Here is a 10,998-nt window from a genome sequence, read left to right on the forward strand (position 1 = left end):
TGCTGACGCCGTAACGCGCTCCCTGAATGCTGCTTAAACCGACCGAGGAAAGTCTGGTGCCTCTGCAAAAACGACAACGCGATTTTGGCTGGCTGTTGATTGTCTGTGCCGGGTTATTACCGCTGGTGCTGGGCATATTTTGCACAGCCATTGAGGCGCGCCATACGGTCAGCCAGCAGCAAATTGCCACCGCCAATGCCCTGCTGACGCAGGCAGAAAAGATGAGCGACAGCGCCTGGGACATGGTGACCCGCCTGCGTCAGTACCAGAATCGTCGCTGCGCCGATATTGATGAAGATTTGCAGCGCGCCGGCACCCTTAATGCCTATTTCCGCTCGATTGGCACCCTGCAGGGCAGCGAAATCACCTGCTCGTCGGCTTACGGGCTGCAGCACGACACGCTGGCCGGGATGATGATGCAGTCGCCGCCGGTGACCGGCAAAGCCTGGTGGAGCCTGTCGATTCGCGGCACCTCCGGCGTACCGGATCGCCCGGCGGTGATTTTCGTGCGTCACCTGCCGGACAGCAGCGGTTTCTGGGCGGTGATTGATGGCCAGTATCTGATGGACTTCATGCGCGCCATCGGCGAGTCGAACCGTTATCAGATGAGCCTGCGCTTCAACGGCGGCAGCCCCATCGCCAGCGGTCCGGACGACCAGCCAGAGCTGCTGTACCTCAGCAGCGCCAACTATCAGGCGGAGTCCAGCCGCTATCCAATCAGCGTCAGCGTGACGGTACCCGCCGCCGAGCTGATCAAAGCCTGGCGTCAGGCGCTGCTTATTTTCCTGCCAATGGCCGCCATCTTTTCGATTTTGCTGATGGTGCTGACCGCCAACTGGCTGCGCCGCCGCCTCTCATGGGCGGATGAAATTCGCCGGGCGATACGCAACCGTGAGTTCACGGTGCACTATCAGCCGGTGTACAGCACCGGGATTCAGCGCTGCACCGGTGCGGAAGCGCTGATGCGCTGGCAGCGGCCCAACGGCGAAATGATCCGCCCGGACATCTTCATCAGCCATGCCGAAGCGGAAGGCATGATCGTGCCGCTGACCCAGCATCTGCTGGCGATGATGGCGGAAGATATCCAGAGCTGGCAGGTTGAACCGGGCTTCCACATTGGCTTTAACCTCGCAGCTGAGCATCTGCAACACCCCGATTTTGTGCAGGACATGATGCGTTTTGCCCGCAACATCCGTGACAAACAGATGCTGATCACGCTGGAGCTTACCGAGCGCAGCCTGATCGAGGACGGCGACGCGGTGTCGCGCAAGCTGCGCTATCTGCAGTCGCACGGCATGAAGGTGGCGATTGACGACTTCGGCACCGGCCACTGTGCGCTCTCCTATCTGATGACCTTCCCGCTCGATTACCTGAAGATTGACCGCGGCTTTATCAACGCCATTGAAGGACTGGAGATCGAAACCCCGGTGCTGGATGCCATCATCAATCTGTGCCACAAGCTGCAGCTCGAGGTACTGGGTGAAGGGGTAGAAACCGCGTTGCAATTTCAGTATCTGCAGCAGCGTGGCGTGGTATTTATTCAGGGCTATTATTACGCCCGTCCGATGGACAATAACCAGCTTCGCGCCTGGCTTAATCAGCAGGGGCGCCAACCGCTTCCCGTTGAGGACCACCATGAGCCTGAACTGCATCATTCTTGATGATTATCAAAATGTTGCCCTGTCGCTGGCCGACTGGGCATCGCTGCAACCGCAGGTACAAACTACCGCGCTGCACCGCCACTACGCCGACGAAGATGAACTGGTCGCTCACATCGCGCACGCCGACATTCTGGTGGTGATGCGCGAACGCACCCCGCTCAGCGCCCGGCTGATAGGCCGCCTGCCCAATCTGAAGCTGATTGTCACCTCCGGTATGCGCAATGCCTCAATCGATCTGCACGCCTGTGCCGAACGGCTGATTGCGGTGTGCGGCACCGCCAGTAGCAGCGCGGCGCCGCTGGAACTGAGCTGGGGGCTGCTGCTCGGTCTGGCACGCCATATCCCGGCGGAGAGCCAGGCGCTGCGCAGCAACGGTGCGTGGCAGCATACGCTGGGCATGGCGCTGCACGGCAAAACCCTCGGCCTGCTTGGGCTGGGCAAGATTGGCGGTGAGATGGCTAACGTGGCGCGCGCCTTTGGCATGCGCGTGTGCGCCTGGAGCCAGAACCTGAGCGAAGCACGCGCAGCGGCGTGCGGCGCAGAGAAGATGGCTTCGCTGCCGGCGCTGCTCAGGGCGAGCGATGTGGTATCGATTCATCTGGTGCTGAGTGAGCGCACCCGTCATCTGCTGGACGACGCGGCGCTGGCGCACATGAATTCGGGCGCGCTGCTGATTAACACCTCGCGCGCCGGGATTGTCGATCAGCAGGCGATGATCAGCGCACTGCAGTCTGGTCAGCTGGCGGGCGCCGGGCTGGATGTCTTTGAACAGGAGCCGCTACCGGCCGATCATCCGCTGCGTCAGCTGCCGAACGTGCTGGCGACGCCGCATCTGGGCTATGTCGCCGACACCAATTACCGCACCTACTTCAGCGAGGCGGTGGAAGATATTGCTGGCTGGCTGCACGGCGCGCCGCTGCGCTCGCTGCTTTAAGCCCCCGGCGCGTCGACAGCACCGGGGTTAGCTGTGGCAGTACAGGCGCGGCAGCCCGGCATAATTAATCATCTGGTCGCCATTGGGCAGCTGGTACATCTGGTAATAATCGTTATTGCCCTCGCGCGCTGGCGAAAACACGATCTGCGCCGCCAGTGCGGGCGGTACGGTGTCGTCTGCCAGGATACGTACGTTGCGCGTGGTGCTAAGCATGAAATCGCCCTGGCGGCGCCAGGTGGTATCGGATACGCGATGCAGGCGATAGTGGCGATCGCGTACCGTGACGGTGCCGGTCAGCGTTGAGCTGCCGCTGCCGTCCGCCTTAAAGCGCGTGCGAATGGTGGCATCAATCGCGCCAGCCGGCGCGCCTTCATGATCAATACGATACGGTACTTCACACCACTCCGGCACCGGTTCTGCCGGCCGCAGCAGCAGCGCCAGAGCCCACGGCAGCACAAAGGCCAGCACCACTGCCGTGGTGATTATCGCTTTACGCATCGGGTATCTCCTGCGCTGACACCATCCATGAAATACATTCGTTGTCCTTCTGCGCGATCGGTTTGGCGCACAGGAAGGTGCTGGAAAAGAGTCGGGTGCGCACCGGGTTGATATACACCATCGGCGGCGCTGAGCCATCCGGCAGGCGCGGCTGCCACTGCCGATAGCGCCGCAGCGCGTCCTGCACCACCCACGAATCGGCTTTCAGATGGCTGGGGATAAACACCTGGCTGTTCTGGATGCGCAGCAGCGGTCGGAAATCCAGCGCATCGTGCTGCACCGGCGCGAACATCTGGCGTGCCAGCAGCGCCAGCGCGACATTCACCAGCAGCAGCGCAACGATTACCCAGCGCAGCACAGGCCGCTTCTTCTTTACGCTGGCCGGCGCGGGCGCCGGTTGCGGACTGACCACCGCTGCCGCTGGCGTAGCCATCGGCTCATCGCTCAGCGGCGCCACATCGACCTGATCGGCCAGCACGCAGCCAATCAGCGGCACCTGATGCACCAGCGGACCCGGCGCGTGTGCCAGCTGTGCCTGCTGATTGATGGCGGCAATGGTGGCCGTCAGACGTTCGGCGAACGGTGTGTCGCTGGGGACGCGCTGGAACAGCGCATGCAGGGTCTGGTTGCGCACCAGTTTGCCATCCGCATCAATCACGCGCCGCAGAATGGCGGTTTGCAGCGGCGTCAGTGCCACGCGGTGCGCGGGCGACTGCACCGGAAAGAGGACCTGCTGGTCAACGTCAAAACAGAGACTTTTTGCAAATAAAACAAAGCGTGCCATGCGGCGCCCGATCTCCGGCAGAGAAACTGGCGCAAGTATAGATATTTTCGCTCGCCCGCGCATCTGCGCTGCGGCCTGCGTCGCGATTCAGACAATTTTTTTGCCGCGATTGCGGACCAAAACGGCCATAGTTTTAGCCAAAAAATAGCCAGTTATTGGCGGAAACATGACAAATATCACATTTAAACGGTATACTCTGTCGCGGGATGCAATAATTACCTGAGTAATAATTGCTTTGGCAGGCCAGGGAAAAAACCACTTTCACGGCTATGCTTTAATTTTCTCAACGCCGCGGACTGAACGCTCCACCGAGTCCGCAGCGTTGAGGACTTTTTGAATTCCAATACAGGGTAACCTCATGAAATTACGTAGGAAGCGTGTAAAACCTATTGGGCTGGATGACGTCACGATTATCGATGACGCTCGTTTACGTAAGGCCATTACCGCCGCGTCACTCGGTAACGCGATGGAATGGTTCGATTTCGGTGTTTATGGCTTTGTGGCCTACGCGCTGGGTAAAGTGTTCTTCCCGGACGCCTCGCCAGGCGTGCAGATGATTGCCGCGCTCGGGACCTTCTCGGTGCCGTTCCTGATCCGTCCGCTGGGCGGCCTGTTCTTCGGCATGCTGGGCGATAAATACGGTCGCCAGAAAATCCTGTCGATTACCATTGTCATCATGTCGATCAGTACCTTCTGTATCGGCCTGATACCGTCTTACGCCTCGATTGGCATCTGGGCACCGATACTGCTGCTGCTGGCGAAAATGGCGCAGGGCTTCTCGGTGGGCGGGGAATATACCGGTGCGTCGATCTTCGTCGCCGAGTATTCGCCGGACCGTAAGCGCGGCTTCATGGGAAGCTGGCTGGACTTTGGTTCGATTGCCGGCTTCGTGCTGGGCGCGGGCGTAGTGGTGCTGATCTCAACGGTGATTGGCGAGCAGAAATTCCTCGACTGGGGCTGGCGTATTCCGTTCTTCCTCGCGCTGCCGCTGGGCATTATCGGCCTGTATCTGCGTCACGCACTGGAAGAGACGCCAGCGTTCCAGCAGCATGTCGATAAGCTGGAGCAAGGCGACCGCGAAGGTCTGCGCGACGGCCCAAAAGTGTCGTTTAAAGAGATTGCCAGCAAACACTGGAAAAGCCTGCTGGCCTGTATCGGTCTGGTGCTTGCCACCAACGTGACCTATTACATGCTGCTGACCTACATGCCGAGCTATCTGTCGCATAACCTGCACTACTCGGAAGATCACGGCGTGCTGATTATCATCGCCATCATGATGGGGATGCTGTTTGTGCAACCGGTGATGGGCATGCTGAGCGACCGCTTCGGCCGTCGTCCGTTCGTGATCGTCGGCAGTATCGCCCTGTTCTTCTGTGCGATTCCGGCCTTTATGCTGATCAACAGTAACGTACTGGGGCTGATTTTTGCCGGTCTGCTGCTGCTGGCGGTGATCCTCAACGCCTTCACCGGCGTGATGGCCTCGTCACTGCCGGCGATGTTCCCGACGCACATTCGCTACAGTGCGCTGGCCAGCGCCTTTAACATTTCGATTCTGATTGCCGGTCTGACGCCAACCGTGACCGCCTGGGCGGTGGAAGCCAGCAACAATCTGTATATGCCGGCTTACTACCTGATGGTGGTGGCGGTGGTCGGTCTGGTGACCGGTCTGTACATGAAAGAGACCGCCAACAAACCGCTGCGCGGCGCGACACCAGCGGCATCGGACCTCGAAGAAGCGCGTGAGATCCTGCAGGAGCATCACGACAACATCGAGCAGAAGATTGAAGATATTGATGAAGAGATTGCCCGCCTTGAGGCGAAGCGGAAAAACCTGGTGCAGCAGCACCCGGACATCAACGAGTAATCTGCCCTTTCACTCCCGCCACCTGGCGGGAGTTTTGTTTCTGCGGTTGCCGGGTGCGTGAGAATGTGTGTGCTGCGGTGAGGCTTCCAGGTGCGCATCAATGCGCACCCTACGGGTGTGCTGCGGGTTGGGATTCTGCTGATTCCCGGTGCGCATGAATGCGCACCCTACGGGTGTGCTGCGGGTTGGGATTCTGCTGATTCCCGGTGCGCATGAATGCGCACCCTACGGGTATGTTGCGGGTTGGGATTCTGCTGATTCCCGGTGTGCATCAATGCGTGCCCTGCGGGTGTACTGCGGGTTGTGATTCTGCGGTTGCCTGGTGCGCATGAATGCGCACCCTACGGGTAACGGCGGGTTGGGATTCGGCGGTTGCCGGGTGCGCTGTAGGGTCGGCATTCATGCCGACCGGCAACAACGCCCGGCCCGCACCGCACACAATCCTTCATGCTACCCGGCGAAAAGGGGTAAACTGTCGCCACTTTTTTCACCAGCATAAGTTAATCGAGCATGTCTGATTTCAATCTCATTCAGCGCCCAAGAAGACTGCGCAAAAGCGCGTCGATGCGCGAACTGTTCCAGGAATCCCACCTCAGCCTGAACGATCTGGCCCTGCCGATCTTCGTTGAAGAAGGCGTGGATGATTACGTGCCAATCAACGCCATGCCGGGCGTGATGCGCATTCCGGAAAAACGTCTGGCGTACGAAATCGAACGCATCGCCAAAGCCGGGATCCGTTCGGTCATGACCTTCGGTATCTCGCACCACACCGATGCCACCGGCAGCGATGCATGGAACGAAAACGGCCTCGTGGCGCGCATGTCGCGCATCTGCAAAGACACGGTGCCGGAAATGATTGTCATGTCCGATACCTGCTTCTGTGAATACACCAGCCACGGCCACTGCGGCGTGCTGTGCGATCACGGCGTCGACAACGACCAGACGCTGATTAACCTCGGCAAACAGGCGGTGGTTGCTGCGCAGGCCGGTGCCGACTTCATCGCGCCGTCAGCAGCAATGGATGGCCAGGTGAAAGCGATTCGCCAGGCGCTGGACGCGGCCGGTTTTACCGATACCGCTATCATGTCTTACTCCACCAAATTCGCCTCGTCGTTCTACGGCCCGTTCCGTGAAGCAGCGGGCACCGCGCTGAAAGGCGACCGCAAAACCTATCAGATGAACCCGATGAACCGCCGTGAAGCGATTCGCGAGTCGCTGATTGATGAAGCGGAAGGTGCAGATTCGCTGATGGTCAAACCGGCAGGCGCTTACCTCGATATTCTGCGTGATATCCGCGAGCGCACCACGCTGCCGCTGGCGGCTTACCAGGTGAGCGGTGAGTACGCGATGATTAAATTTGCCGCTCAGGCGGGCGCCATTGATGAACGTAATGTGGTGCTGGAGAGCTTAGGTGCCATTAAGCGTGCCGGTGCAGATCTCATTTTCAGCTATTTCGCCCTTGATCTTGCCGAGCAAAAAGTGCTCTGATCCTCTCGTTACGCTAAACAATCGCGGATTGCCGCGGTTGTTTAGTGCTCTCTGCCCCTGCGCGGGCACGACATCCGGTTTGCTGTAACACATCCATCATTAACAAGAGTTACGCGATGAAAGCACCTGCACTGCCCGCGGACGAATCACAGCGTCTGGCCCAGTTACGTGCGCTCAACATTCTGCACACACCCACAGAAGAGCGTTTTGACCGTTTAACCCGCCTTGCCCGACGTCTGTTTGACGTTCCGGTCGCGATGGTCAGTCTGCTGGAGAATGACTATCAATGGTTTAAATCCAGCGACGGTTTTGATCGGCCAACCACCGCGCGTAACATCTCTTTTTGCGGTCATACCATTCTGCAGGATGAGGTGATGGTGGTCGAGGACGCGCTGGCCGACACGCGCTTCAGCGATAATCCGCTGGTTACCGATGCAGACAATCCGGTGCGTTTCTACGCGGGCTATCCGCTGCGCACGCCGTCCGGCGCCAAAGTCGGTACGCTGTGCATCATCGATAACCATGCGCGCCAGTTTAACGCGGACGATCTGCACGCGCTGCGCGATCTGGCGGCCATGGCCGAAGCCGAGCTGGTAGCGTTTCAGGCCGCGACGTCCGATGAGCTAACGCAAATCACCAACCGGCGCGGCTTTATGACGCTGGGTCAGATGGCGCTGAATGAGTGTCAGCTGAAACAGCTGCCCGCCAGCCTGACGTTTCTCGATCTCGACGGTTTTAAGGCCATCAATGACCGGCATGGTCACCGCGAGGGCGACCGCGCGCTGATGGACTTTGCCGATGCCATGAAGGTGAGTTTTCGCCATGCCGATATCTTTGCCCGGCTCGGCGGTGATGAGTTTGTGGTGCTGCTGAACGGCATTCGTCAGGACGAGGCGGAAGCAACGCTGGCGCGCTTCGCCCACTATCTGCATAAACAGATGCAGGATCTGGAGCGGCGTTACACGCTGCAGTTTTCATCGGGCATCGTGGAATTTGATCCGCAGCAGCCGCAATCGCTGGAGCAGCTGCTGGAAAGCAGCGACGCACGCATGTACGCCGCCAAGTATCAGAAAAGGCAGCCGCGCAGATAGCCGCTCCTTAATGCGCCAGGTCGTCAATCAGCGTCTGATTAAACTTCGCTGGCGCTTCCATCTGCGGCGCGTGCCCCATGCCGGGGAACTCAATCAGCCGCGCGCCGGGAATCAGCCGTGCCACCTGTTTGCCCAGCACATTGTAATGGCCGAGCTGCGCTTTCACCGCCGGTGAAGCGATATCGCTGCCAATCGCCGTGGTATCGGCCGTGCCGATCATCAGCGTGGTCGGCACCTTCAGGTCTTTAAACTCGTAATAGACCGGCTGGGTGAAAATCATGTCGTAGATCAGCGCCGAGTTCCACGCCACTTTCTCATGCCCCGGTCCTTTATTCAGCCCGGCCAGCATTTGCACCCATTTGTCATATTCCGGCTTCCACTGGCCGCTGTAATAGGTGTGCTGCTCATATTTCTTAATGCCCGCCGCATCGAGCTTCAGCTCGCGCTGATACCACTGATCCACTGAGCGCCACGGCGCACCCTTCGCCTTCCAGTCCTCAAGGCCAATCGGATTGACCAGCACCAGCTTCTGCGTCTGCTGCGGATACATCAGTGCGTAACGCGTCGCCAGCATACCGCCGGTCGAGTGGCCAACGATCACCGCTTTCTCAACGCCGAGCTGCGCTAACAGCTGATGGGTGTTTTGCGCCAGCTGCTGGAAGCTGTACTGATAGCGGGCAGGTTTGGTGGAGGTGCAGAAACCAATCTGATCCGGCGCAATCACGCGATAGCCCTGCTGGCTCAGCGCGTTGATGGTGTCTTCCCAGGTGGCAGCGCAGAAGTTTTTACCGTGCATCAGCACCACTGTCTGACCGTTGGCCTGCTGCGCCGGCTTCACGTCCATATAGCCCATGCTGAGCGACTGCTGCTGGGAGGAGAAGGTAAAATGCTGCAGCGGATAAGGATAGTGAAATCCCTCCAGCTGCTCGCCATACACGGCCTCTGCGGCCTGCGCGCTGAGCGTGCCGCACAGCATCGCTGACGTCAGCGCTACGCTGAGTAACGGTTTTAATCGAAAACGAAACGTCATGTGACCTCTTCTGTACAGGGGAAAAACCCTCAGTCTGGCACGAAAACCGCCGGTGGATATTGATGCGCCGTGCCGCCGCCCGTCACACCTTTAACTGTTAAGCCGCGCAAAGCGATAACCCATTTGCGTTAATAATAACGGCCGTAATTACGGCAACTATTCAACATCATCACAACATGTCGGTGATTAATTTCACGATAAACAAGACCAGTCTTGATGACAATTAATAAAAAAGCCATTTCCTGATAAAACTTTACGTTACGCCAGTGCTTAAAAAGTTTAATTTAATTACACTGTGTCGAGTTATTGGAGGACCATAATGATGCAGCAAAAATACAACCAAGGGGTGATTGATTCGGTGACCGAATGGATTATGGCCAACCTGGATCAACGTTTGAGCATTGATGATATTGCACTGAAATCTGGCTATTCCAAATGGTATTTACAGAAACTGTTTGCCCGTTACCATAACGAAACGCTGGCGCGTTATATTCGCAAAAAGAAACTGATTTGTTGCGTGAACGAGCTGAAATTCAGCCGCACGCCGATTATCAGTCTGGCGGTTAAATACCATTTCGAAAGTCAGCAATCCTTTACCCGCTCGTTTAAACAGGTGATGGGCTGCACGCCGCTATTCTGCCGCAAACGCCAGCTGAGCGATGCTGCCGAAGCCCTGCTGCGTAATAGTGACGATCCCTGCGCGCTGTGTCGCAAAGTCGGGTTTAATCGCAGCGAGCAGGAAAAACAGGTTTGTAATCCGGTAAGCGAAAATAATGGGAAGTTTCCAGCGCGTATTAGCTGCGCGGTACGTTAATCACGTCTGATATTTCGGGAAAATATTTATAACCGCGTGAGTAGAAGCGGCGCGATTTATTGCGCTGATGTTCAGGTGCACCGTGCCTGTCCGGGCGGTGCGCAATAAATTCGGACCCTACAACCGTGCAATTACCTTGTTACGGTGCGCATAAATGCGCACCCTACAACCGTGCAATTATCCTGACACGGTGCGCATAAATGCGCACCCTACAACCGTGCAATTATCCTGTCGCGGTGCGCATAAATGCGCACTCTACAACCGTGCAATTATCCTGACACGGTGCGGATAAATGCGCATCTGACAAAACCGTGTAACGTTCCTGTAGGGTCGCCATTTATGGCGACCTTTCGGCATTGCAAACAGAAACACCCCCGGTTATTTTCCGGCCGGTGAAACCCTGTTATTCCTCAGCGCACCGGCTGGCCCGGCAGCAGCTTATCTGACATCAACTGGCGACAAACAAACGCGTCCTGCCGCGCCTGCTGCTGCTGTTGCGGCGACAAATCCTGCCATACCGTTTGCAGATGCTCCGCCAGCCCGGACTGGAAATGAATCTTCTGCAGCGCGTAATCCGAATTACCGCCTTCAATAATCTGCTGCATCGCCTGCGCGCTGTTATCGCGCCCGTCGTGGGTCAGCGTACAAAAGGTCGCGATGTAGTAAGCCTTGTCCTCATCGCTGTAATGCGGCATCAGCCACCAGACCAGCGCACTGATAACCAGCAGCAGCGGCAGCAGGAATTTGATTTTTAACATGGATTTATTGACCAGCTGAAAAAGAAACCGCCGCGATCTTAACAGATTCGCCGCGCCATGCCGCACGCCATTTTCA

General features: G+C 57.8%; 10 protein-coding genes. 6 read left to right on the top strand and 4 right to left on the bottom strand.

All coding sequences use genetic code 11. From position 1 onward, the window contains the following. Window positions 1–56 precede the first annotated feature (56 nt). Both KOL70_RS11205 and KOL70_RS11210 read left to right on the top strand, forming a co-directional pair. On the top strand, window positions 57–1,661 hold the full coding sequence (locus KOL70_RS11205) for an EAL domain-containing protein (RefSeq protein ID WP_058770992.1): 1,605 nt from the start codon (window positions 57–59) through the stop codon (window positions 1,659–1,661). Further along, the gene (locus KOL70_RS11210) at window positions 1,636–2,595 is read left to right on the top strand and encodes a D-2-hydroxyacid dehydrogenase family protein (RefSeq protein ID WP_215480650.1); all 960 of its coding nucleotides are present in this window, start codon (window positions 1,636–1,638) and stop codon (window positions 2,593–2,595) included. The genes KOL70_RS11205 and KOL70_RS11210 overlap by 26 nt, the downstream gene beginning before the upstream one ends. Before the next feature lie 27 nt (window positions 2,596–2,622). On the opposite strand, the gene KOL70_RS11215 is transcribed toward KOL70_RS11210, so the two are convergent. Further along, entirely contained in the window at window positions 2,623–3,093 is a 471-nt protein-coding gene (locus KOL70_RS11215) for a hypothetical protein (RefSeq protein ID WP_021508122.1), read from the bottom strand. After that, entirely contained in the window at window positions 3,086–3,877 is a 792-nt protein-coding gene (locus KOL70_RS11220; RefSeq protein WP_215480651.1) for a hypothetical protein, read from the bottom strand. The genes KOL70_RS11215 and KOL70_RS11220 overlap by 8 nt, the downstream gene beginning before the upstream one ends. A 358-nt stretch (window positions 3,878–4,235) precedes the next feature. Between KOL70_RS11220 and proP the strand changes: the two genes are divergently transcribed. From proP to KOL70_RS11235, 3 genes are all read left to right on the top strand, one after another. Then, the gene (gene proP / locus KOL70_RS11225; RefSeq protein WP_058759333.1) at window positions 4,236–5,741 is read left to right on the top strand and encodes a glycine betaine/L-proline transporter ProP; all 1,506 of its coding nucleotides are present in this window, start codon (window positions 4,236–4,238) and stop codon (window positions 5,739–5,741) included. A 510-nt stretch (window positions 5,742–6,251) separates the two neighbouring features. Beyond that, complete coding sequence (hemB, locus tag KOL70_RS11230) at window positions 6,252–7,229, top strand: porphobilinogen synthase (RefSeq protein ID WP_031279816.1); 978 nt, start codon at window positions 6,252–6,254, stop codon at window positions 7,227–7,229. A gap of 116 nt (window positions 7,230–7,345) precedes the next feature. Beyond that, on the top strand, window positions 7,346–8,320 hold the full coding sequence (locus KOL70_RS11235; RefSeq protein WP_215480652.1) for a diguanylate cyclase: 975 nt from the start codon (window positions 7,346–7,348) through the stop codon (window positions 8,318–8,320). A gap of 7 nt (window positions 8,321–8,327) precedes the next feature. Here the strand turns inward: KOL70_RS11235 and KOL70_RS11240 are convergent, their stop codons facing one another. Further along, entirely contained in the window at window positions 8,328–9,350 is a 1,023-nt protein-coding gene (locus tag KOL70_RS11240) for an alpha/beta fold hydrolase (protein ID WP_215480653.1), read from the bottom strand. A gap of 319 nt (window positions 9,351–9,669) precedes the next feature. Between KOL70_RS11240 and KOL70_RS11245 the strand changes: the two genes are divergently transcribed. Further along, window positions 9,670–10,164 (top strand): helix-turn-helix domain-containing protein, encoded by a 495-nt coding sequence (locus KOL70_RS11245; protein WP_215480654.1) that lies wholly within the window; start codon window positions 9,670–9,672, stop codon window positions 10,162–10,164. A gap of 410 nt (window positions 10,165–10,574) precedes the next feature. Here the strand turns inward: KOL70_RS11245 and KOL70_RS11250 are convergent, their stop codons facing one another. Continuing rightward, window positions 10,575–10,922 (bottom strand): hypothetical protein, encoded by a 348-nt coding sequence (locus tag KOL70_RS11250; RefSeq protein ID WP_088516543.1) that lies wholly within the window; start codon window positions 10,920–10,922, stop codon window positions 10,575–10,577. Between the last annotated feature and the right edge of the window lie 76 nt (window positions 10,923–10,998).

Origin of the sequence: Pantoea sp. B270, assembly GCF_018726825.1 — a bacterium.
GTDB classification, from domain to species: Bacteria; Pseudomonadota; Gammaproteobacteria; order Enterobacterales; family Enterobacteriaceae; genus Pantoea; species Pantoea dispersa.

What these genes read in the sequence shown, in the direction of transcription:
- KOL70_RS11210 (WP_215480650.1), top strand. Translation starts at nt 1,636, where the DNA reads ATGAGCCTGAACTGCATCATTCTTGATGATTATCAAAATGTTGCCCTG.
- KOL70_RS11215 (WP_021508122.1), bottom strand. Translation starts at nt 3,093, where the DNA reads ATGCGTAAAGCGATAATCACCACGGCAGTGGTGCTGGCCTTTGTGCTG.
- KOL70_RS11220 (WP_215480651.1), bottom strand. Translation starts at nt 3,877, where the DNA reads ATGGCACGCTTTGTTTTATTTGCAAAAAGTCTCTGTTTTGACGTTGAC.
- proP (WP_058759333.1), top strand. Translation starts at nt 4,236, where the DNA reads ATGAAATTACGTAGGAAGCGTGTAAAACCTATTGGGCTGGATGACGTC.
- hemB (WP_031279816.1), top strand. Translation starts at nt 6,252, where the DNA reads ATGTCTGATTTCAATCTCATTCAGCGCCCAAGAAGACTGCGCAAAAGC.
- KOL70_RS11235 (WP_215480652.1), top strand. Translation starts at nt 7,346, where the DNA reads ATGAAAGCACCTGCACTGCCCGCGGACGAATCACAGCGTCTGGCCCAG.
- KOL70_RS11240 (WP_215480653.1), bottom strand. Translation starts at nt 9,350, where the DNA reads ATGACGTTTCGTTTTCGATTAAAACCGTTACTCAGCGTAGCGCTGACG.
- KOL70_RS11245 (WP_215480654.1), top strand. Translation starts at nt 9,670, where the DNA reads ATGATGCAGCAAAAATACAACCAAGGGGTGATTGATTCGGTGACCGAA.
- KOL70_RS11250 (WP_088516543.1), bottom strand. Translation starts at nt 10,922, where the DNA reads ATGTTAAAAATCAAATTCCTGCTGCCGCTGCTGCTGGTTATCAGTGCG.